This is a genomic window from Noviherbaspirillum aridicola (assembly GCF_019656455.1).
Lineage (GTDB): Bacteria > Pseudomonadota > Gammaproteobacteria > Burkholderiales > Burkholderiaceae_D > Noviherbaspirillum > Noviherbaspirillum aridicola.
Genome location: NZ_BPMK01000021.1, coordinates 38181 through 61241, shown reverse-complemented (window position 1 = coordinate 61241; position 23061 = coordinate 38181). Strand labels below are relative to the sequence as shown.

Below are 23061 nucleotides of genomic sequence, written 5' to 3'. Positions count from 1 at the left end.
CCGCATTCAAGGAGCTTCGATGGACAGCACACGGGAATACAACTTCGACGGCCTGGTCGGCCCCTCGCACAACTATGCCGGGCTATCCTTCGGCAACGTGGCCTCGTCCAGCAATCTGCGCCAGGCTTCCAATCCGCGCGAGGCCGCGCTGCAGGGCCTGGCGAAGATGCGCGCGCTGGCGGCGCGCGGCTTCGGACAGGGTTTGCTGCCGCCGCAGCCGCGCCCCGATTTCGCCCTGCTCAGGCGCATCGGTTTTCGCGGCACGCCCGCGCAGATCCTCGCGCGCGCCGCGGCCGAAGCGCCGGTGATACTCGCCGCCGCATGGTCGGCGTCGCCGATGTGGACCGCCAATGCGGCCACCGTCAGCCCCGCGCCGGACACCGCCGACGGCCGCACCCATTTCACCGTCGCCAATCTCAACAACAAGCTGCACCGCTCGCAGGAGCAGCGGCAGACCGCCCGCAGCCTGCGCGCGATCTTCCACGACGAGAGCCGGTTCTGCGTGCATGACGCGCTGCCGTCCACGCCGGCGTTCGCGGATGAGGGCGCGGCCAATCATACCCGCTTCTGCGCGGATCACGGGCTGCCGGGGCTGGAGATGTTCGTGCACGGACGCGCCGAGTTCGATCCCTCTCTGGCCGCGCCGCGTCGCTATCCGGCGCGGCAGACGCGGGAAGCGGGCGAGGCGGTGGCGCGCCTGCACGGTCTGGCGCCGGAGCGCGTCCTGCATGTGCAGCAGGATCCGGCCGCCATCGACCAGGGCGTCTTCCACAATGACGTGATTGCCGTCGGCAGCCGCCATGTCCTGTTCTATCACCAGCATGCCTTCGTCGACGAGGCGAACGTCCTGTCGACCCTGCGCAGCCGGCTCGCCGGGCTCGGCGTCGACCTGCAGGCGGTGCGCGTCGACGCGGGCCAGGTGCCGGTGCGCGACGCGGTGCAGAGCTATCTGTTCAACAGTCAGCTGCTCGATGCGCCGGGCGGCGGTTTCATCCTGCTCGTGCCGCGCGAGTGCCGTGAAAACCAGGCGGTCTCGCGCTACCTCGAGGCCGCCGTCGGAAACGGCGGGCCGATCGTGGAGCTGCTCGACTTCGACCTGCGGCAGAGCATGCGCAATGGCGGCGGCCCTGCCTGCCTGCGGCTGCGCGTGGCACTCAACGGGGAAGACGCCGGCCGGGTTCACCCCGGCGTGCTGATGAACGAGCCGCTCTACGCGCGTCTCGTGCAATGGGTGGAAAGGCATTACCGCGACCGGCTGCTGCCCGATGACCTGGCCGATCCGCAGCTGGCGCTGGAGGTGAGGGCGGCGCTCGAAGCGCTCGAAAGCATCCTCGGCCTGCCCGGACTCTACGACTGGACGGACGACTGAAGCATTTGCCGCAGGCGGGCGGCGACCTCGGCGCAGCCCGCTTCGATCCGGGCAAGCCGGTCGGCGAGGCCGGCCGCGTGCCCGCCGCGCGCTTGCCGCTCCATCTCCTGGCACTGCGCCGACACCTCCCGCGCGCCGATGGACGCACAGGCGCCGGCGAGCGCGTGCGCCGCCCTCGCCGCGCCCATGACATCGCCGTCAGCCACGGCGCTGCGCAGCGCGTCGAGCCGGTGCGGACAGTCGTCCAGCCAGAGCGTCGCCAGCTCCGGATGGCGGTTGCCGAGATGGCGCGCCACCGCTTCCAGTCCGTCGGTCTCGCTCGTCCCGCGGGTGTCGGCCGCCGCAGGGCTGCGTCGCGCCAGTACCTCTTCCAGGCCGGTCAGGCTCAATGGCTTGCAGAGGAAATCGTCCATGCCTGCCTCGAGGCAGGACAGGCGCTCTTCCTCGCCGAGCGCGGCGGTTAGCGCGACGACCGGCGTGTGACGCATATTGCCCTCCAGCGCCCGCAGTCGCCGGGTCGCCGCATAACCATCGAGGCGCGGCATTTCGCAATCCATCAGCACCAGGTCGTAGTGACGCTCGGCCAGCATGCGCAGCGCCTGTTCACCATCGGCCGCCATGTCGGCCGCATGGCCGAGCTTTTCCGCCAGCCCGGCGGCGATCATCCTGCTGACCGCATTGTCGTCCGCGATCAGCAGGCGCAGGCGGGGAGAAGCGGGTCGTGAATCCATGTGCTCGATCCTGCAATGTGTCGTGTTGTGCAATCCGGCCGTCACTGTAGCCCTTTTTGCGTCCGCAGGGCAGGGGTGCCGGGGCAGTTGCATAACAGGGAAGTAAACCGGATTCCGCCCGCTGTTCGTCGCCTGCCGCGGGACCCCGGCCGGGGATAATTCATGGTATGTCATGCCGGCCCGCGTACTGGACTCAGCGCCGGCCCATTCAGCGGGAGCGAAAAAAATGAACAACAAGCAGGCGCCGACAACCCCGAGCCAGGCCGCGATCTCCACCCTCGAGGAGGACGATATCGCCGCCGCCGGCTCGCCCGCTTCCCGCGCCGGCGCGATCGACCTCAAGGCGATTCGTGAAGCCATTGCCCGGGTCGAAGCCGAAGCCCGCGCCACGGTAGCCGCCGAGAACCGCGCGCACGCCGAGGCCCGCGCGAGGGCGCTGGCCGAAGACAAGGCGCGGCTTGAAGCCGCCGCCGCCGCCGAGGCCTACCAGAACGCCCGGGCCGCGGAAGAAGCGATTGCGGCCAGCCGCGCCAGGCTGGAAGCCGAGCGCGAGGCGCGCGAGGCGAGCGAGGCCCGCGCCGCGGCCATCCAGCGCGAAATCAACGAACTCAAGGCTCGCGCCGAAGCGGAAGCCGAGGCCCGCCGCAGCGCCGAAGAACGCTCGCGCCTGGAGCAGGAAGCCCGCCTGCGCGCCGAGGAAAAGCTGGCCGCCGAAAACGAACTCGCCTCCCGTGCCCGGGCCGCCGCCGAAGAACTGGCGCAGGAAACCGAACTGGCCCGCTGGCAGGCCGCACAGCGCGTCGCCGCCAGCGAAGCCGCGCGCCAGGAAGCCGAAGCCCGCGCCCGCGCGGAAGCCCGGATGGCCGCCCTCGCGCGCGAGCAGGAACGGCGCGAGAAAGAGGCGCGCCAGTCCGCGGAAATGCTGGCCGATGCGCGGCGCGAGGCGCTCGAGCTTGCGCGCGAACGCGAGCGCGCCGAAACCATGGCCCTGCAGGCCGCGCTGTCCCGCGCGCCGGCGGAAGTGCGCGCGCGCGAAGAGGCGCGCGCCCGCGCCCTGATCGAACAGGAAAAGGAAGAAGCCGCACAGGCACGCATCGCGCTCGAACAGCGCACCGCCGAGTCGCTCAAGCTGCGCCTGCAGGCCGAGGCCGAGATGCAGGAAGCGGCGGCCCGCCGGCAACACGCCGAGTCCGTGGCCGCCGCCGCGGCGACTGCCCGCCGCGAGGCCGAGCAGCAGATACACGCCGCCACCGAGGCACGCATCCAGACCGAGCGCGAGTTGCAGGCCCTGGCGCTGTCCCGTGTCGAAGCCGAACACCAGGCCGAACAGCAGGCACGCGAACGCGCGGCGCTCGAAGCCCGCGCCGCGCAGGAAGCCGCGCAACGGTCCGCCGCCGAGCAGGCCGTGGCCCGCACTGCCCGCGAGCGCATCGAGGAAGAGCAGCGCGCCCGCGCACTGGCGGAGAAGCGTGTCGAAATGGAACAGGCGGCGGCCCGCCTCGCCGCCGAGCAGGCGGCCGCCGAACAGGAGGCGTTCGTCCGCGCCACCGAGCATGCGGAACTGCAGCGCCAGGCCGCCGAACTCGCCGCGCTCAGGGCGCGCGAGGCAACCGAACATGCGCGCGCCGAGCGTGAACGCGCCGAAGCCGAGCAGCAGGCCGTTGCCGCGCTGCAGGACAAGCTGCGCGCGGAAGAAGCGGCGATCGCCGCCGCCCGCGCACGCCAGGCGGCCGAACAGGAACATGCCGGCCTCCTGCGCGAGCAGGCGCAGGCCGAAGCGCTGGCCCGGCAGGCGCGGGAAGAAGAATGCGCCGCCGCCCGCGTGGCCCTGCGGAAGGCGATCGAACGCGCGGACGCCCGGCGCCAGGCCGCCGAGGCCGCCGTGCAGAAAGCCAGGGAAGCCGTGGAACTGGCCCGGCTCGAACGCCAGCGCGCCGACGATGAGCAGGCCGCGCTCGCCGCCTTGCAGGAAAAAGTGGCGGTCGAGCGCCAGCGCGCCGACGCCGCGCGCCAGGCACTCGCCGAGGCGCGCCGGAAGCTGGAAGCGGGCAAGGCCGCCGTTGCCGAATCCCGCGCCCGGGCCGAGGCCGACCGGGAGCACGCCGAGGCCCTGCGCGCCAGGGAAGAATCCGAGCGCGCACTACGCGCCGCGAAGGAAGCCGAAGCCACCGCCGCCCGCCACGCCGCGGAACAGGCACAGGCGGAGATCCTGCTGCAGCGCCAGGCCGCGCAGGCCGCCCTGCAAAAGGCGCGCGAAGCCACCGAGCGGACGCGCATCGAGCGCGAGCGTGCCGCCGCCGAACAGGCCGCCCTGCAGGCCGAGCAGCAAAAGCGCGACGCCGAGCTTGCGCTGCAACAGCAGGCCGAAGCCCGCACGCTGGCCGAAAACGAACAGCAGCGCCTGCTGCGCGCGCGGGCGGCCGAGGAAGCATCGCTGCGCGAAGTCGCCGAACGGCGCGCCGCCGCCGAGCGGGAACAGCTCGCGCACGCCGAACAACAGGCCCGCCTGCAGCGCGAGGCCGCCGGGCTGGCAGCGCGCCGCGCCCGGGAAGCCGAGGCCCTGGCCAGGACCGAAGAGGAAAGGGTGGCGGCTGAACAGCAGGCACTGGCCGCAATCGAAGCCCGCCGCGCCGCCGCCCAGGCCACCCGCGACTATGCCGCGGCGCGCGCCGCCGCCGAAGCGCAGCAAGCCGAGCTGATCCGCCAGCGTGAAGCGGCCGAACAAGCCGCCAGCCAGGCAGCCGAGGCCGCGCGCGACGCCGCGCAGCAGGAAGCCAGCCAGGCCGCGGCGCTGGCCGACGCCGCGCGCCGCGCCGCCGAGGCGGCGGAAGCCAGGGCGAGCCAGGCGGAAGCGCTGGCGCGCGCCGAACAGCGCCGCGCCGAGGCTGAACGACAGGCGCTGGAAGCCGTGCGCGTCCAGCTGGCCGCCGAGCAGGCCGCGCGCGAGGAAGCCGAAGCACGCGCCCGCGCCGAACAGGAACACGCGCAGGCATTGCAGGCGCGCGAGCAGGCCGAGCGCGTGGCAAACGCCGCCATCGCCGCGCAGCTCAGGTCGGAGCAGCAGCTCGCCGCCGCGGCCGCCGAGCGCGCCCAGTTCGAACGCCAGGCCGCCGCCGCCGTGATGAAGAAAGTCCGCGAGGCGCTCGCGCTGGCGAAGGCGGAGCGCGAGCGCGCCGCCGCCGAACAGCAGGCACTGGCCGCGATCGAGCAGAAACTCGCAAGTGAAACCGCGGCGCGCCGGGAAGCGGAGGCAAGGCTCGCCGCCGAGCAGGCTCAGGCGCGCCTGGCCCAGGAAAAGGAAACGGCTGAGCGCGACGCCCGCGCCGCCATCGAGGCCAGCCGCGACGCCGAGCAGACGCTGCTCGCCAAGGCGCGCGAGCAGGCCGATGCCCAGCGCCGGACAGCGGGAGCCGCGATTGCACGCGCGCGCGACGCGGTGCAGCTGGCCAGCGCAGAAAGACAGCGCGCCGATGCCGAACAGCAGGCGCTGGCCGCCGTACGCGACAAGCTGCGTGTCGAGCAGGAGCGCTGCGCGGCGGAGCAGGCGGCACAGCGCGCCGCCGACGCCGCGCTCGCCGCCGAACAGCGTGCGCTCGACGAGGCGCGTGCGCGTGCCGCCGCCGAGGAAGCGCAGGCCGGCGTCACCCGGGCGCGCGAACAGGCCGCCTGTCAGGCACGCCTGGCGGCCGAGGCGCGGCTCGCACTCGAACAGCGCTTTCTCGAACAGGCCGAGCAGCAGGCGAGGGCACAGGCCGACGCCGCCGCCGCGGCCGAGGCGCGCGCACGCGAAGCGACCGAACTGGCGCGCGTGGAAAGCGCCCGCGCCCGCGCGGAACAGCAGCTGCTGGAAGCCATCCGCGAACAGCTGGAGAAGGAAGAACAGGCCCGCGCCGAGGCCGAGCTGCGCGCCCACGCCGCCATCGAAACCGCGCGGCTGGCAGAGCTGCGCCTGAAGGCCGAAACCGAAGCCCGCGCGGAGCAGCAGGCCTGCGCCGAAGCGGAAAAGCTGGCCCTCGAGGCAGCGCGCCGGCAGCAGGAATATGCGCGCGAGAGCGCCCGCCAGGCCGACCGCCTGCGCGAGCGCTGCGAACAGGAGCGGGAACAGGCGCAGGCCCTGGCGTCGGACCTGATCGGACGCCTGAGCGCGGAAGGCGACCAGGCCGGCCAGTGGCGCGAACGCGCGGAAGCCGTCCTGGCCGAATCGCCGCTGTCCGCGCCGCGACGCCGCCGCGTCAGCATCGCCGCCGCGCTCGGCGGTGCCACGCTCGCAGGCGGCATGGCACTCGCCGGTGCCTGGGCCTACTTCGCCGGCGACGCCTCACCCGCCGCGCCTGCGACGGCCGCGCCGGCGGCAGTGGCGCAGGCTTCCGGCACGCTGTCCGCCGGCGTGCCGGCCGTCCTGCAGCTGTCCTATGAGCTGCGCACGGACCCGGATGGCGCCGCCGGCAAGCCATGACGGACGTTCCCGGCGTGTTCCGGGAGCGTTCATTCCTCCGTGTTCCACCTTGCCTTTCTTGCTTGCGCAAGCGTCAAGTCCCGCCCGCGAAATGGCCTTCCGACGGCGCTGAGTATAGAATGCTGTGGTTTTTGCGCCGGCCGCCGGCCGGCGCGCGGTACGCGCCGCGCGCGCCACTGCCGATTTGCTGCAAAATATCGCCGATCCACATTCCATGACCCCCGTCCCGCGTCGCATGTTCCGCTTTTCCCTGCGCTCCAAACTGCACCAGTCGGCTGCCGGCGGCCTGCTCGCCGCGCTGCTGTGCGTGCCCGCGTTCGCGGACGAGCTTGCGGATGTCAACAGATTCATCCGCGCCAACCAGCATGCCGAGGCCCTGTTGCGGGCCGATGCCTATCTCGCGAAAAATCCGCGGGATGTGCAGATGCGTTTTCTGAAGGGCGTCATCCTCGCCGAGCAGAACAAGCCGGCGGAAGCCATCGCCATCTTTCAGAAGCTGACGGAAGACCATCCTTCGCTGCCGGAACCGTACAACAACCTCGCCGTGCTGTATGCGGCGTCGGGGCAGTATGAAAAGGCGCGCGCGGCGCTGGATGCGGCCATACGCACCAACCCCAGCTACGCCACCGCCTACGAAAACCTGGGCGACGTGCACGCCAAGCTCGCCAGCCAGGCCTATGACAAGGCATTGCAGCTCGAATCGGGCAATGCAGCCGCCAAGTCCAGGCTCACCCTGGTGCGTTCGATGAACGGAACCGGCGACGCCACCCGACTCGCCGGCGTCCCGACACCGGCCGCGAGACCGGCGCCGCCGCCGGCCAGGCCCGCCGAGCAGCTCGCGATGGCACGGCCGGAACCGGCTGCGCCGCCCGCGAAACCGGTCGAGCCGCCCGCGCGGCAGGAACCGCGCGCGGAGGCCGCGAAGCCACAGCCCAGGGCCGAGCCGCCCAGGGCCGAAGCACCGAAGGCCGAAGCACCTAAGGCCGAAGCCAAGCCCATGCCGCCCAAGGCCGAACCGCCCAGGCCCGCGCCGAGGCCGTCCAACGCCGAGCGCAACGAAGTGGCCGAAGTGGTCGAAGCCTGGGCACGCGCCTGGAGCGCGCAGGACGTGAAGTCCTATCTCGCTTTCTACGGCAATGATTTCCAGACGCCCGGCGGGCAGTCGCGCAAGGCATGGGAAGACGACCGCCGCGCCCGGATCGCGGGCAAGGGCAGCATCAAGGTCAGGATAGAATCGCCCCAGGTCAGCGTCGAGGGCAACAACGCCACCGTGCGCTTCCGCCAGGTCTACATATCCGACCGCCTCACCGCCACCACCCGCAAGACGCTGGTGCTGGCCAGGCAGGGCGGGCGATGGAAAATCAAGCAGGAGAACACAGGCAGTTGATGTTGCGCTTCCCAATCACATTCCCATTCCTGTCGCCTCGCCCGGGCAAGGCGGCCCGCGCCCTGTTGCTGAGCATGGCCTGTCTGCTTTCCGTGTCCGGAACGGCCGGCGCCGGCCCGCGCGACCGCGACGACAAGCCCGATCCCGAGGCCCTGCTGATCGAGGTCTACAAGGAGCTCGGCGCCAACAACCTGCGTGCCGCGCAGGAAAAGGCCGACCGTCTGGTCGAAGCCTATCCCAACTTCCGTCTCGGCCACCTGGTGCGCGGCGACCTGCTGCTGATGCATACCCGCCCGGTCAAGGTGCTGGGTGCGGTCGACGGCCCCGAGGACAAGCTCAAGAACCTGCGCGCCGAAGCCATGCAGCGCCTGCGCTTCCTGCGCGAGCGGCCCGATCCCAACCTGGTGCCGCGCGTCGTGCTGCAGATGCGCGCCGACCAGAAGCATGTGCTGCTGGTCGACGCCAAGCGCTCGCGCCTGTTCGTGTACCGTCATGAAGGCGGGCAGCTGAAGTTCGTGACCGACTACTACGTCAGCCAGGGCAAGCTTGGCATCAACAAGCTCAAGGAAGGCGACCAGAAGACGCCGGTCGGCGTCTACTACATCACCAGCCATCTTCCCGACTCGCGCCTGCCCGAGTTCTATGGCACCGGCGCGCTGCCGATCAACTATCCCAACGAATGGGACAAGCTCAACGGCCGCAGCGGCTCGGGCATCTGGCTGCACGGCACGCCGCCCGACAGCTACAGCCGGCCGCCGCTGTCCTCCGACGGCTGCGTCGTGCTCACCAATCCCGACCTCGAGAAACTCGCCGAGTCGGTAGAAATCGGCAAGACGCCGGTCGTCATCGCCGAGAGCATTGAATTCGTCGGCAAGCTGCGCTGGGAAAACGACCGCCAGCTGGCCGCGCGCCTGGTGGAAAACTGGCGGCGCGACGTCGAGAGCCTGGTGCCCTCGCGCGTACTGGCCAATTACAGCCGCGACTTCAAGTCGGAGCGGGGCGAAGACCTCAAGACCTGGTTCAACAAGCCGCAGCAGTCCGTCCTGCGCAACGTCAGGAAGCTCGAAGTCAAGCTGCGCGACACCACCCACTTCTTCTACCCGGGCCGTTCCGACATGATCGTCAGCACCTTCACCCAGGAAACGACGATCGGCAAGAACACTTCCTCCATCCGCAAGCGGCAGTACTGGGAGAAGGAAGCCGGCCAGTGGAAGATCATTTACGAACTCACCTTGTGATCCCTCATGCGCCACGCATTCGCGTGGCGCTACCATTTCCGTTCGACGAATAGCAAGCCTGCTTCAGGCTGGTTGAACTTCAGCTCATTGGCGGCGGTCTTTTCGATACGGCAGCATTCCCGCGCCTTGCCGCGGCTTCGCCACGCGATACTCCTCCAGCCCGGCATTGCGCGCACTTCGCGCGCTTTGTGCGCAGCAATGCATGCCGGCACTTCCAGTTTTTTTCGAACATGAGGGCAAGTCGCTTGGCCGGATTCAGATCAGCGGGACGTCCCCGCCAACCTCCACCAACGCCCTCCGGCAATGCCGGAGGCGATGCGTCCCGTTTTGCCGCCGCCAACCTTCCGCCCTACAGGGCCCAGGACGCGGCCCGGCCGCAGCGCACCGAGCCGGAGCTGGATCTCAGCCCGGAGGCCCTCGCAGCCAAGGCGGCGGCCGCCCATTACGACGCGCTCTATGGCGGCGGACCGCAAACCCCGGCGCGCCGTCGTTCACCCTTGCTCATCATGTCGCTCGTTTTCGCGGTGGGCGCGGGCGCCGGCCTCGCCGGCTCGAAATGGTTTGCTTCCACGCCAAAGAATCCGCCCCTCTCCGCGTCCGCGCTGGCGTTGTCCGCCCCGGCCGCCACCGTCGTCGACCCCGACGGCGAGGAGAGGGCGCTGCGCGGCATACGGCCGAGCGAACTCCCCTACGACGGCAAGGCGCCCGCCGGGGAGGTCGAGGGCGGCCAGCGCGAGGCCAGGGCCGAACGGCCGGACCCGGCGCCCGCCGGCGCACCCACGGCCGCCGCCGTGCCGGAATCGAAACCGGCGCCGCCTGAACCGAAAGCCGCGGTGGCGGAAGCGGCTCCCGCCCGGGCCGAGCCGAAAGCCGCCGCGCCCGAGCCGAAACCCCCTGTCCCCGAGCAGAAGCTCGCGGCCAGGGAATCCCGGCCCGAGCCGGTGCGGGAGCAGAGCCGGGCACGGCAAGCCGACCGCGCGGAGGCAGGCGAAACCGCCGCGCCGGCCAGGGAAACGAGACGCGCCGAGACGCCGCGCAAGGCGGCCACCCCGACCCGCACGGCGAAGGCCGGCACCGAAAACGCCGGCGAGGTCGAGCGCATGCGCCGGCAGGCGGATGAAGAATTGAACAAGAAGACCGCCGCCGCCAGCAGCACCCCCCGCCGTGGCGGCGACAATTCACGCCTGCAGCAGGTGTCCAGCGCGCTCGCGAGCTGCGACCGGCGCGCCAACATCATCCTGCGCGAGCACTGCCGCTGGCAGGTCTGCAACGGCATGTGGGGCAAGAACGGCTGCCCGTCCTACGCCAGCGCCCGCCGCGATCCCTACGCCTACTGAACGACGGCGCCGCGTCCGCGGCCCGTCAGCCATCCTTCTTCCTTGTTTCTCAATGCCTTGCGCATCCGCGCTGTCCGTGTTTCTCATCCCGCTTCAACTTCGTCACAACAAAGTTCTTCCGTATAGGCATAACAAAGTTCTTACGAAGTAAGAATTTGTTCGAACAATGTACGAATAAGAATTTTCCAACCAGAAATTTTGTAGTACGATGTTAGAACCTACTGTTAAAGGGATTTCTATGAAGACTGCGATCCGCAAGATGGGAAATTCACAGGGCGTCCTGATCCCGAAGCCCTTCCTTTTGCAGACCGGTCTCGATATCGGTGAAGTCGAGATCCAGGTGGAGAACGACGCGATCGTGATCCGCAAGCCCAAGAAGAAATGCCGCGAGGGCTGGGCCGAGGCATGCCAGCAGATCGCTTCGGCGACGGCGGAAGCCGAGCAGGTGGTCGCCTGGCCGCTGGTACCCGCCGACAAGGAAGCGGGCTTCACATGGTAAAGCGGGCCGAAGTCTGGCTGGTCGAGTTCGACAAGCCGGTCGGCAGCATCACGCAGGAGCGCTGGCCCTGCGTGATCGTCTCGCCGGAAGAGATGGATGAATACCTGAACACCCTCATCGTCGCCCCGATGAGCACGCATGACCTGCCCGCGCCGTTCCGGATTCCCGTGCAGTTCATGCAGAAGGACGGACTGATCCTGCTGGATCAGATCTGCACGCTGGAAAAGGCGCGCCTGATCAGAAGGCTGGGCGAGATTGACGACCTCACCATGGCCCGCGCGCTGGAAGTACTTCAAGAAGTTTTCGCTTATTGAGATAAGGATCGAAACACATGAACGATTACCTGTCCGAAATCCGCGATGTGAATCTCAGCTATCTGATGATCGCCCAGCAGATGATTCGCCACGACCGCGCGGAAGCGATCTTCCGTCTCGGCATCAGCGGCGAAATCGCCGACCTGATCGCCAGCATGAGCAATGCGCAGGTCCTGAAGATGGCGAGCTGCAACGTCATGCTGTCGCGCTTCCGGTTCGACGACAGCACGATCCTCTCGACCCTGGTGCGCGACAAGGCCGGCGCCGCGCCCACGCCGCTGCACGCGTCGATCATCATGGCGTCGCAGGCGCCTGAACAGGTCGCCTGAGAGGGCTTTCGGAACAAGACAGAGATGGTCTCCCGATTCCTGAACGGCCCGGCGCTCGTCGTCATGCGGGGAGCGTGCTGACATGCACACGCTCGACGTGATCGACAGCGCCCTGCAATGGGAGACCGAGCGGCAGAACCGCCTGCATCAGCAGGCGCTCGAGCTGAAGAAAAAACAGGCGCTTGAGGACTCCCATCAGGCCGCCCCCGCCATGATGCCGGCCGCTGCCGTCGACGCCGCGCCCGGCCTGCCCGACAGAGTCAGCCGCATCCCGGACATGCGTTCGGCGCTGATTCCATTCGAAGAGACCGCCGGCGACGAAGTCTGGAGCAAGCCCTTCGCGCTGACCAAGGCCGACCTCGAGCCCTGGACATCCTTCCTCGCCGGCTACAACCAGTCCCGGCTTTTCCTGCAGCCCGCAGGCGGCGCCGCGTCCGCCGCCGCCGCCCAGGCACAGGATCCATCGCACCTCGACTACGCGGTGCGCGCATTGCTGACCCTCAAACGCGTGCCGCCGCGGCTCGTGCTGGAACCGCCGGTGCAGATCAACCGGCAAGTCGAATACCAGGACGTGGAAGCCGAATTGCAGGCATCCGAAGGCAGGCTGCGCCGCGACACGATGCTCAAGCTCGCGCAGGAACTGCATCAGAAGCAGCTCGCCAGAGCGGTGGAGGCAGGCCGCAAGCTTGGCGACGACCTGTATGAAGCGATGATGGGCGAGGGTTACGTCAACCTCATCCGGGCATGGGAGCGCGTCCACGACCGCAAGCCATCGATCGAGGAATTGCACGTGATGCTCAGTACCGGCAAGGTCAAGGCATTGCCGCAGCGCGCGCCCGCATCCGCACCTTCCCCCACCCTTGCATCCGCACCCGCAACCACGCCAGCCTCCGCTCCCGCCGTCGAGAGCGGCGCCAGGCGCAGCGGCACCGCCGCGTTCGCGCAACACGCGGCCCCGGCAGCGGCGCGGCCGGCGCCCAGGCCACCTGCAATGGAGCCGGTGGCCGAGGACGATGATGATGCCGACGCACTCGTGTCCCTCGGCGCCGCGCGCAGGATCGCGCGCGATGAACACCGCCCGGCGCCGAAAGCGAAGCCGGTGCCCCGCATCTACTGGTATCTCCTTCACGCCGCGGCCAGCAGCGCAAGCGCGGCCGCGCTTGCCTGGTTCTGGCTCGGCTGACCGCGGCCACGTCCATCCACGATTTCCGCACCATACCCGCGGCCGCGTTACGCAAACAGCCCGGTTGCTCGTTCACCGGCGCCCCTGAGCGGCATCGCGGGCGCTGCTTCCTCCTGATCAAGTCCACGCACTGACGGCCTTTCCGCGGCTGCCTGCCAACGCATGCCCCTGCGTGGCGCGACGCAGGGAACCCCGGTCGCCCGCCCGCTACTCACGCCTGTGCCTGCTTCCATCCAGCCCGGGCCTCATGGTGGTCGCGGTAATCGACACGGAGAGACAACTATGAGAACGCGCTTTTCAAATACCTTCTTCCTGCCGGATATCGCCCCGCCCGTGCGTGCGGAAGCATCCCGCCCCAGTCGAGCAGCCGCATCGCCGGTGCTGTATGCGCCTGCCAGGTACGGCAACATTCCCAACTTCCGCCAGCATGCGGATTTTCCGAAATTTGAGCGCGAATACCGTGAGTTGATCGACCGCTTGCCAGCATTTGTCGCGGCCCGTGCAGGCGAGCTGGATCCGCCTGTGAGCGAGGCACGGCAAGATGCGATCAGGGCCGACTGTGAAACCTTCAAGGGCCACCTGTTCGAGCCCCAGGGGTTCTTCAGCGATCACGCGAATATCATGTACGGCAGCGCCAAGGAGATGCTGGCCGCTTTTGCCGACAAACTCAGCGACGAGCGCATCGCCCTCCGGTCCCGAATAGACGCGGTAGCGAATCTGAGTTCGACGCTGGCGGTGTGTGCCGGCGGCGTGACGACAGCGATCACCGATGGGCTCTATCAGCTTCGCATGGCGAACACGGGCATCAAAGGGCAGGCAAGGCGGATGATGAAGGCGATGGCGGTTGCCGCGATCCTCTCCCATGTCAAGGCCTCGCACGAGTACTCCGCTAACTTCGAGGTGCATCTGGTGAACCATTACTTCAATCGTCTTGCGGACAAACTCGGCCTCCCGGAGGAGCCGGACCCGTTCGCGCCCAGCATGGCCGCGCGTGTGACGGATGAACTGGCGAGGCGTTGCGAGGACAGCGTGTTCGCCGTGTTGAAGCCGGGTCTGCTCATCAACCGGCTCGCGGACGACTACTTTACACGGGTGAGGGATGCGGTGGGAGCATCGCCGGCGCAAGACGTGGAACTGGGACCCGGGCAGCTGGCGACACTCAACGACCTGAAGCAGAACGTCCTGGATCCGGAGTATGGAGATATCTCCACTCATAGCTTTGTTCACGCCGACGATGAAACGGGCCAGTGTCACCTCTGGCGGACCAGCGCGGGCATCGCGGAGAAGGTGACGCAGTTGATGCGCCGGGAGGAATTGATCGACTTCGATAAAGCCATCACGCTCGCCGAGGACGCCGGCGATGGTGGAGCCATCATGCAACTTGGTCCGTTGTTCTGGACGAAGGACAAGGACGGTCGCTGCGACCCGCTGGAGGCAAGACGCCTGCTGGACATTTCTCCGCTCACGTTGAATCGTCATCCCGAGATTGAGGTCGACGACCTTCCCGAGACCATGTCCGAGATCGCCGGATACCTGATTGAGCAGACCGATCGCGAAAACCTGCAGGCATGCGAGAACGCCGCCCAGTGGATAGGCGAGTTTGTACAGGTCATGCAAGCAGTCCCGCGGGTTGCCTCCGCATGCGCCAGGCAGGTTCTTTTTCTCGGCGCGTCTTTCGGCAATCCCGACGTCATCCAGGAGGTCCTGCAGCTGAACGAGGAAGAGGAGCAGATTTACAAGGATGTCGATATCGAGGGCCGGGACCCGCAAGGACGCACGGCACTGATGCTTGCTGCGGCAGGCGGCCACACCGGCGCCCTCCAGACCCTGATCGAAAGGGGCGCCGATATCGAGGCCGTAACGCCGAATAAAGATACCGCCTTGCATCTGGCGGCCCATCATGGACAGGATGGGGCCATATCGCATTTGCTCACGAAGGGCGCGAACATCGACGCGCTCAACGGCTCCCACATCACTCCCGCGGGTGTGGCGGCAGGGAGAGGGCAGTTGAAGGCCTTGCACGTGTTGATCAAGAACGGCGCGGAGTTGACGAACGTACCCCTGCTGGCCGGGGAACAAGGTCAGACCGAGGCGCTTGAGATATTGCTTAATCATGGAATCGACGAGGATCAGCAACACCGGGGAGACCGGACTGTGCTGATGGCGGCGGCCGGGTTCGGCCATGTGGCGGTGCTGGAGATGCTTCTCAAGAAAGGCGCAGATCCTGGCATCGTGACTGCCAGTTCTCCGCCCGCGCTCCATCTGGCCGCGGAGGCAGGCCACGCGGAAGCTCTCCGGATTCTGCTCCACCACGGAGTGCTCCCCGATCTTCGTGGGCACCACGGTGCCACCGCAGCCATTTGTGCGGCCAGGCAAGGGAAGGCCGAGTGTTTGCGGATCCTGATCGACCGCGGGGCCGATATCAATGCGGAAGATGACCGTGGCTATACAGCCCTTCTGGCTGCTGCGGAACAGGGTCATGTCGAGGCGTTTCGGGTCGCCCTGGAGGGGGGCGCAAGTATCACCGCTCGCACAGTGCAAGACCACACCGCGGCGATGCTGGCCGCCTCGGTCGGCAGCATCGAGATGTTGCAGCGGCTGTTGCAGCATGAGGCAGACCTGCATCTCGCTGACGGGGTCGGGAAGACAGCGATGATGTATGCAGCCGAAGCGGGCAAGGTCGAAGCATTGCGCTTCCTGCTTGACCAGGGTGCGCCGGTGGACGGACGCACCAGCCGGCAGTGGAGCGCACTCATGTATGCCGCCATCCGCGGTCATGGCGAGGCACTCGGGTTGCTGATCGAGCGGGGCGCGGATGTGAACGCACCCGACAATAACGGTACAACGCCGCTCATGCTCGCAGCCCGCGGGGGGCACCCGGACGCGATACGTCTGCTGGTCGAAGCAGGGGCGATCGTCGATGCCGCCGACAACCAGGGCGCCACTCCGCTCATCGCGGCTGCGCTTGCAAACCGCGCGACGGCGGTCGTTGCGCTGCTCGAGGCCGGCGCGGACATTCATGCACAGGCGTCCGATGGAAGGACCGCGGTGATCGCTGCAGCCGAGCAAGGCCATACTTCGGCATTCACCGCTTTGTTCAAACCAGGCGTGCACGATGTGGAAGGGGCATTGCTGCGCGCCTCACCCGCCATGCTGACCGGCATCGAAAGCATGCTGAGGGCACTCGAGCCGGATTTCAAGCTGGAGGTTCTCAGGGTGGTCGCGAAGGGTCTCCGCGGGGCGATCGCCTCCGAGGCGATCAACAATCTTGATGCCTTTATCACGATGGTGAACAACTCCAGGGAAAACCTGAGTCCGACCCAGAAGAAAAGCCTGCTGACGAAAATCAGGGGCGCCCAGAAAATGATGAAGGGGATCTGCAACTCACGGCAATACCACCGGCTCAAGACCAGGCACCCTGAGTTCCATGAACGATACAAGGCAATGAAAACGAACTTGAAGCATGCGTAGTGCCGCGCCCGGCCCGCCTGTCCGGGGCCGCCAGCGCACCGCTCGTGATCGTTGACGGAACCGTGTTTCCATGCCCGACACTCAAGCGGATCGCCTGCTTTAGTCGGGCTCCCGCTCCGTCGAGGCCATCGCCAGGGAGGGAGGAGTCCGGCCAGGCTCCATCAGGAGACGATCATGAGAATGCAGTTCAACCCTGGCTTTTTCACGCCGGTTCAGGTCCCGCCCGCGCCGCCGCAAGCGTCGGCTTCCAGCAGCGCTCCCGCATCCCCGCTGTTATATTCGCCGGCCAGGTATCAGTCGCTCAATGCATTTCTCCAGCACGAGGACTATGCGCGCCTGGAGCATGAGTACCGCGAGATTATCGACCGCATTCCGGATTTTGCAGCGGCGAATGCGGACAAGGTCGCCCCTCCGCTGAGCAGGGCGAGCCTGAACCGGATCAGAGCCGACTGCGAGGCATTCAAGCACCAGCTCTTCCATCAGCAGGGGGCACTCTACGATGCGCACAGGGAAATCATGTACGGCATCGCGAAGGAGACCCTGACTGCCTTCACCGAGCTGCTTGCGGATCAAAGCCTCGCGCTTCACAAGCGGCTTGATGCCGTCGTGAACCTGACCCCGCAACTCAGAGTGTGTTCCGGGGGAACGATGACGGAACTAACCAACGAATTGCAGAAGCTGCGGGCTGCCAGATCCGGCATCAAGGGAGCAGCCATGCAGCTGAAGAAGAGGATGGCCCAGGCAGCCATCGCTGAACATATTCGAGCCCGGCATCCTGACTTCAATCCTGGCAACGAAGTGCACCTGGTGAATTTCTATCTCGATCAAGTTGCGGGGGAGCTCGGCCTGAGCCTGGAGCAGGATTCATTTCTTCAAAGTGTCGCAGCCGACGTGACGCCTGGCTTGATCGCTGAATGCAAGAAGCGGGTATTCGCCGTGTTGAAGCCCGGGCGTCTCATTGCCAGTATGGCCGACGATTACTTCGGCAGGGTGAGGGCAGCGGCGGGCGCGCCTGTCTCGGTCGATGCACCGCTTGGGAATGCTGAGTTGCAGAAGATAAGCGACGTCAAGCAGCAGGAACTCGATCCCGAGTACGGCGAAGTCAGCATGCACAGCTTCATCCGTCTCGGAGAGGACGATTCGGTATCACACCTGGCCGGAACGCCCGGCGGTATTGCCGAAGAAATGGCGCGATCAATGCACGGTCAGGGCTTGATCAACGTCGACAATGCGATCGCTCTCTCGGAGGCCTCCGATGCGGGCGGCGCCATCATGCTGCTCGGTCATCTTTTCTGGACCAGGGACAAGGAAGGTCGCTGCGATCCGCTGCCGGCGAGGCGCTGGTTTGAATTATCTCCGCTAGCGCTGCGGAACCACCCTGACATCGATGGTGACGATCTCGCGGTTGTTCTCACGAACATGGCGCAGCACATACTTGACCAGACCGATGCGGAGAATCTGCAGCCCGGGGACATGCCCGCCGGTTGGCTCGATGATTTCCTGAAGGTTGTGATGGCCGTCCCGTCGTTGGTGACCGCCTGTGCCGGGCATCTCCTGTTTCTCGGCGCATCTTTCGGCGAGACGCAAGTAGTGAAACGGATTCAGGGATTCGTGCATGATCGCCCCAGGTACAGAGGCATCGATAGCCCGGATGCGCAGCGCCGCACGCCCCTGATGCTGGCCGCCATGCGCGGGCATGCCGAGACAGTTGATCTGCTGCTTCAGAAAGGGGCGAACCTCAAGGCGGTAACGCGAGGAAGGGATACCGCCTTGCACCTGGCCGCCAGCCACGGGCATGTCGAGGTGATCGGGCGATTGATCGCGGCGGGTGCGGAAATTGATGCATCCAACGGTTCGCGCCGAACTCCGGCCATGCTCGCCGCCGAGGGCGGGCATGCCGCGGTGCTCGATGTGCTGCTTGAGCAAGGGGCGAACCTCAAGGCGGTAACGCGAGGGGGAAATACCGCCCTGCATCTGGCAGCCAGGCATGGTCATGTCGGCGTGATCAGGCGATTAATTGCGGCGGGTGCCGGGCTTGATGCACTCAATCATTCGAACCAGACCGCTGCCATACTCGCCGCTGGAGGCGGGCATACCGAGGCCCTGCGCCTGTTGATTGATGGTGGCGCCAATCTTGGGGACACTCCTCTTCCGGCCGCGAGGAGCGGACGCCTCGAGACGCTCGAACTGTTGCTCGACCTCGGCTTCGACAAGCACAAGAACATGCTCTTGCCGCAGCAGTCCGGGCGGCAGCGCACCGTGCTGATGGAGGCAGCCAGGTTAGGGCACCTCGAGATGCTGGGGATGCTCCTCGAACGGGGCGCGGATCCCAATGTCACGACGCCCCGACACGAAAGTACGACGGCACTCCATCTCGCTGCCGATGCGGGCCAAACAAAAGTCGTCGAGTGCTTGCTTGATCATGGCGCAAGCCTCAATCTCGGCGACGGCTGGAAATACACCCCCGTCATGCTTGCGACCAAGGGCGGACACCTGGAGACACTGAAATCGCTCATTGACCGAGGTGCGGACCTCAACGTGTCGGCCGATCGCGGTACAACGGCGCTCATGGTCGCCGCGGATTGGGGGCGGATCGAGGCCCTTCAACTCATCATCGACAAGGGCGGGAATATCGACGACACAAACGATGACAACAGGACTGCCCTGCTGCAGGCGGCGGCCCGGGGCAGAACCGAGGTTGTCCGGGTCCTGGCCGAAAAAGGCGCAAACGTGAATGCAGCGGACAACAACGGAGAGACGCCGCTGCTGCTTGCGATACAACGGCGCGACACGGCCGCGGTGGAAGTGCTGCTTGAAAAGGGGGCCGACGTCAACGCGCGCAACCGTGCCGGATCCACCCCCCTCCTGCTGGCGGTGAATCAGGGCACGGGAGACATGGTGCGACTGCTGGCCGAGAAAGGGGCGAACGTGAATGCAGCGGACCATGAGGGAGAACCGCTGCTCCTGCTGGCAATACGGAAGGGCGATCCCGCCATAGTGGAAGCGCTGATCGATAAGGGTGCGGATGTCAATGTCCGCAACGCTGACGGGTCCACCCCGATCCTTATGGCAGTGGATCAGGGCATGGCGGATGTGGTGCGAGCGCTGGCCCGGAGAGGCGCGGACCTGGATGCGACGGACAGTGAGGGGGTGGCCCCGCTCCTGCTGGCGATGCAGAAGGAGGATCGCAGCCTTGCGGAAGCGCTGATCGACAATTATGCGGATGTCAACGTGCGCAACAATGCGGGTGCTACGCCGCTCATGCTGGCCGCCGAGGCTAACGATGTGGAACTTGTGGAGCAGCTGGTGGCACGGGGTGCCGACGTCAAGTTGGAGGCGCCCGGTGGCAGAACCCCAGCCGTGATTGCGGCGGAAGCGGACAAGCCCGGCATCCTCGCTGTTCTGTTCGGCGCCGGCGCCCTGGACGACGCCTGGCTGGCGCTGTCGCGCCCTGCCATGTTCACCGGTATCAGGTCGCTGCTTGCCAACCTGGACCCCGACATGCGTCTGCCGATACTCCTGGCGCTCTGCAAGGGACTGCGCGCGGCGATTGCCGACAAACGCGTTGAGGGACTGAATGGGTTCGTTCAGACGGTGAATGCCGCAGTCAGCCCGCCGGATGAAGCAGTGGCCCCGCTCGACCGCAGGCAGTGCAACCGCCTGTTGTCCGCCATCCGGGGCGCGCAAAAATACCCGCACGGATTGTGCAACACGAAGGAGTACACGCAACTGAAGCAGAGCAACCCGGATCTCTACCAGAATTTCAAGGCGTTGAAACAGTTGTTGAAGTCCCAGTAGCCACATCGGACGAGGAGCGGGCAGATGCTCAGGGTGAACGCAGCATCGCGCAACCGGGGATGGGGCGGCTGACGGCAATCCGGGGGATCAGCCGGCTTCGCCAGGGAAGCGCGCGCGGGCCCCTGTCCAGAAACGCGGACGGCGCGCCAAAAGAAAAAAGCGGTCACTATTGCTAGTGACCGCTTCAATTCTGGTAGGCCGTGCTGGGCTCGAACCAGCGACCAACGGATTAAAAGTCCGCTGCTCTACCAACTGAGCTAACGACCCGAAGACCAAGATTATAGAGATCGTTTATCGCTCCTGTCAATTCGACAGCGAAGAAATTTTCCGTTCTCCAACTGTCGGCGCGACGGAGCGATTACTTCAGCGCAGCAAGCCTTTCCTGCGCGGTCTGCGCCGCCGGCGAGCCGGGGAACTGCGCCACCAGCGTCTCCAGCGTCTTCCTTGCCCCCGGACGGTCCTTGAGCTCCAGCTGGCAGCTCGCGATGTTCAGCAAGGCGTCGGCGGCCTTGGGACTGTCAGGGAAGTTCTTGACCACCGTCTGCTGCGCGCTGATCGCGTTCTTGTAGTCGCGTTGCGCGTAGTAGGTATTGCCGAGCCAGTAGTACGCCGACGGCGCCAGTCCGGAATTCGGGTAGCGGCGGGTGAAGTCGTAGAACGCCGCGCCCGCGTTCTTGTAGTCGCCCGCCTTAAAGTAGGCGAGGGCGGCGTCGTAGGCACGCTGCTCCGCCTGCTCGACGCTGAACTCCTTGCCGTCCACCGTCACCGTCTGCGGTTCCAGCTTGCGCAGGCGGGCGTCGAGGTCGACATAGAAATCCTTCTGACGCTTCTGTGCATTGGCGAGCTCGTTGGTCAGCAGCTCGATCTGGCCGCGCAGACGCGCGATCTCCTGGCGCAGTTGCTCGTTCTGCGTGTTGAGATCAAGGCTGTTGGTCTTGTCGGCCTTGGCGTTGATCTCGTTCTGCATGTTGTTCAGGCGCGCGCGGATGTCGAGGATGGCGCGGCGCGCTTCATCGTCTTCGAACAATGCGGCGCCTGCCTGCAGCGGAGCCAGTGAACATGCGGCCAGTACGGCCGCGGCGATGGAAGACTGGATCTTGTTCATGGATTACTGGTAAGCCAGATCGGCGCGGCGGTTCTCGGCCCAGGCAGCTTCGTCGCTGCCGGTCGCCTTCGGCTTTTCTTCGCCGAACGACACCGCTTCGATTTGTTGATCGGATACGCCCAGCAGCGACATCGCGCGACGTACTGCTTCGGCGCGCTTCTGGCCGAGCGCCAGGTTGTATTCGCGGCCGCCGCGCTCATCGGTATTGCCCTGGATGATGACCTTGCGGCCCTTGTTGGCGGCGAGGTACTTGGCGTGCGCTTCGATCACCGGCTTGAACTCGTCCTTGACGATGTAGGAATCGTAGTCGAAGTAGATGCTGCGCTTGGCCAGCACGCCCTTCGGATCGTTCAGCGGATCGACCGAGCCGGTGGTCAGCGGAGCGACGGAGCGGGCGTCGGCGGTGCCGGTGGTCGGGGTGCCGGTGCGGTCTTCGACCTTGACGTTGTCATCCAGCTTGACGTTGGAGCCGCAGGCGGCAAGCAGCATGGCGCTGGACAGGATGAGTGCAAGAGTCGTGTTGTTGCGCATTCTTAGTTTCTCCCAAAGAAAAATGATGCAAAGGCTTGAATTATTTCATGAAAGGGCCCCAGGTGGGCTCGCGGATGTCTCCGGCCTGCGTCGTCAGGCGTTGTTTTACGCGGCCGTCGACGGAAACCACGGCCAGGCTGCCCCGCCGTCCCGCTTCGGTCGCGTACATGATGTACTTGCCGTTGGGCGAGAAGCTGGGGGATTCGTCGCGCGAGGTATCGGACAGGCGCAGCTCCTGGCCGCTGGCCAGGTCCAGCGCGTACAGCTGGAAGCGGCCCTCGCGGCGCGAGATGTAGGCCAGCGTCTTGCCGTCCGGCGAAAGCCGCGGGCTGATGTTGTAGCTGCCGTTGAAGGTCACGCGCTGCGCCTCGCCGCCGCTGGCGCTCATCCGGTAGATCTGCGGTCCGCCGCTGCGGTCGCTGGTGAAGTAGATGAACTGCCCGTCCGCCGAGAACTGCGGCTCGGTCTCGATGCCGTTCGTATTGGTCAGCTGGCGCAGCCCGCTGCCGTCGGCATTGACGACATAGACCTGGGTATAACCGCTGCGCGACAGGGCGAGCGCGAGCCGGCTGCCGTCGGGCGACCACGAGGGCGCGGAATTGCTGCCGCGGTGGTTGGCGATCACCGTCCGCTGGCGATTGGTCAGGTCCTGCACGTACACCACCGGCTTCTTCGCCTCGAACGAGACATAGGCGACCTTGGTGCCGTCGGGCGACCAGGCGGGGGAGATGATCGGCTCGTTGGAACGCAGCGCGACCTGGGTGCTTTCGCCGTCGGCGTCGGCCACTTCAAGCCGGTATTCGTTGCCCGACTTGGTGACGTAGGCGATGCGGGTGGCGAACATGCCGCGCACGCCGGTCAGCTTTTCGTAGATGTCATCGGCGATCTTGTGCGCAGCCACCCGCAGGCGGTCCGGCCCGGCGGTCTGGCCGAAGCCAGACAGGTTGCTGTTCCTGACCGTGTCCATCAGGCGGTAGCGCACGTCATAGCGGCCGTCGGCCAGGCGCTGCACGCTGCCGACCACCAGCGCGTCGGCGCCGCGCCCCTTCCAGTCGGCGAGGTTGACCGGTGTGGTTTCCGACATCACGTTGCCGGTGTCGATGATCTTGAAATAGCCGCTGCGCTGCAGGTCGGCCTTGACGATGGCGGTGATCTGTTGCGGCGCCATGGTTTCGTCGGCGAAGCCGGCGATGGCGACCGGGATCTGGGTGGCGCCCACACCCGAGGTTTCGACCCTCAGCTGGGCCTGGGCGGCGCCGACAAAGCCGAGCGCCAGCACGAAGAAACCGCGCGTAAAGAAGTTTTTCATCATC

The 23061-nt window shown here is 66.6% G+C and carries 15 protein-coding genes and 1 tRNA gene; 11 read left to right on the top strand and 5 right to left on the bottom strand.

Annotated features, from left to right (window positions below):
* The first annotated feature begins 19 nt into the window (after window positions 1-19).
* Window positions 20-1369, top strand: a complete 1350-nt coding sequence (gene astB / locus NCCP691_RS19680; protein WP_220810273.1) for an N-succinylarginine dihydrolase — start codon at window positions 20-22, stop codon at window positions 1367-1369.
* On the opposite strand, the gene NCCP691_RS19675 is transcribed toward astB, so the two are convergent.
* A complete protein-coding gene (locus tag NCCP691_RS19675) occupies window positions 1348-2100 on the bottom strand; it encodes a response regulator (RefSeq protein ID WP_220810272.1) in 753 nt (250 codons plus the stop codon). The genes astB and NCCP691_RS19675 overlap by 22 nt on opposite strands.
* Window positions 2101-2326: 226 nt before the next feature.
* Between NCCP691_RS19675 and NCCP691_RS19670 the strand changes: the two genes are divergently transcribed.
* The 10 genes from NCCP691_RS19670 to NCCP691_RS19625 all read left to right on the top strand — a co-directional run bounded on the left by NCCP691_RS19670 (window position 2327) and on the right by NCCP691_RS19625 (window position 20112).
* Entirely contained in the window at window positions 2327-6556 is a 4230-nt protein-coding gene (locus NCCP691_RS19670) for a hypothetical protein (protein ID WP_220810271.1), read from the top strand.
* Between the two features lie 214 nt (window positions 6557-6770).
* A complete protein-coding gene (locus NCCP691_RS19665; RefSeq protein ID WP_220810270.1) occupies window positions 6771-7943 on the top strand; it encodes a nuclear transport factor 2 family protein in 1173 nt (390 codons plus the stop codon).
* A complete protein-coding gene (locus NCCP691_RS19660) occupies window positions 7943-9181 on the top strand; it encodes a L,D-transpeptidase family protein (RefSeq protein ID WP_220810269.1) in 1239 nt (412 codons plus the stop codon). The genes NCCP691_RS19665 and NCCP691_RS19660 overlap by 1 nt, the downstream gene beginning before the upstream one ends.
* Before the next feature lie 506 nt (window positions 9182-9687).
* Complete coding sequence (locus tag NCCP691_RS19655) at window positions 9688-10518, top strand: hypothetical protein (RefSeq protein WP_220810268.1); 831 nt, start codon at window positions 9688-9690, stop codon at window positions 10516-10518.
* Between the two features lie 238 nt (window positions 10519-10756).
* The gene (locus NCCP691_RS19650; RefSeq protein WP_220810267.1) at window positions 10757-11017 is read left to right on the top strand and encodes an AbrB/MazE/SpoVT family DNA-binding domain-containing protein; all 261 of its coding nucleotides are present in this window, start codon (window positions 10757-10759) and stop codon (window positions 11015-11017) included.
* Entirely contained in the window at window positions 11011-11331 is a 321-nt protein-coding gene (locus NCCP691_RS19645; RefSeq protein ID WP_220810266.1) for a type II toxin-antitoxin system PemK/MazF family toxin, read from the top strand. Before NCCP691_RS19650 ends, NCCP691_RS19645 begins: the two co-directional genes overlap by 7 nt.
* Before the next feature lie 17 nt (window positions 11332-11348).
* Window positions 11349-11660, top strand: a complete 312-nt coding sequence (flhD, locus tag NCCP691_RS19640) for a flagellar transcriptional regulator FlhD (RefSeq protein ID WP_220810265.1) — start codon at window positions 11349-11351, stop codon at window positions 11658-11660.
* Between the two features lie 82 nt (window positions 11661-11742).
* Window positions 11743-12843, top strand: coding sequence for a hypothetical protein (locus tag NCCP691_RS19635; protein ID WP_220810264.1), 1101 nt, complete (start codon window positions 11743-11745; stop codon window positions 12841-12843).
* Between the two features lie 282 nt (window positions 12844-13125).
* The gene (locus tag NCCP691_RS19630) at window positions 13126-16314 is read left to right on the top strand and encodes an ankyrin repeat domain-containing protein (RefSeq protein ID WP_220810263.1); all 3189 of its coding nucleotides are present in this window, start codon (window positions 13126-13128) and stop codon (window positions 16312-16314) included.
* Window positions 16315-16488: 174 nt separating this feature from the next.
* Window positions 16489-20112 (top strand): ankyrin repeat domain-containing protein, encoded by a 3624-nt coding sequence (locus NCCP691_RS19625; protein ID WP_220810262.1) that lies wholly within the window; start codon window positions 16489-16491, stop codon window positions 20110-20112.
* A gap of 191 nt (window positions 20113-20303) precedes the next feature.
* On the opposite strand, the gene NCCP691_RS19620 is transcribed toward NCCP691_RS19625, so the two are convergent.
* The 4 genes from NCCP691_RS19620 to tolB all read right to left on the bottom strand — a co-directional run bounded on the left by NCCP691_RS19620 (window position 20304) and on the right by tolB (window position 23060).
* Window positions 20304-20379, bottom strand: a tRNA-Lys gene (locus NCCP691_RS19620).
* A gap of 91 nt (window positions 20380-20470) precedes the next feature.
* Window positions 20471-21217 carry a tol-pal system protein YbgF gene (ybgF, locus tag NCCP691_RS19615; protein WP_220810261.1) on the bottom strand — a complete coding sequence of 249 codons (747 nt, stop codon included), beginning with the start codon at window positions 21215-21217 and terminating at the stop codon, window positions 20471-20473.
* Between the two features lie 3 nt (window positions 21218-21220).
* Window positions 21221-21748 (bottom strand): peptidoglycan-associated lipoprotein Pal, encoded by a 528-nt coding sequence (gene pal / locus NCCP691_RS19610; RefSeq protein ID WP_220810260.1) that lies wholly within the window; start codon window positions 21746-21748, stop codon window positions 21221-21223.
* 40 nt (window positions 21749-21788) lie between these two features.
* Window positions 21789-23060 carry a Tol-Pal system beta propeller repeat protein TolB gene (gene tolB, locus NCCP691_RS19605; protein WP_220810259.1) on the bottom strand — a complete coding sequence of 424 codons (1272 nt, stop codon included), beginning with the start codon at window positions 23058-23060 and terminating at the stop codon, window positions 21789-21791.
* Window position 23061 lies beyond the last annotated feature (1 nt).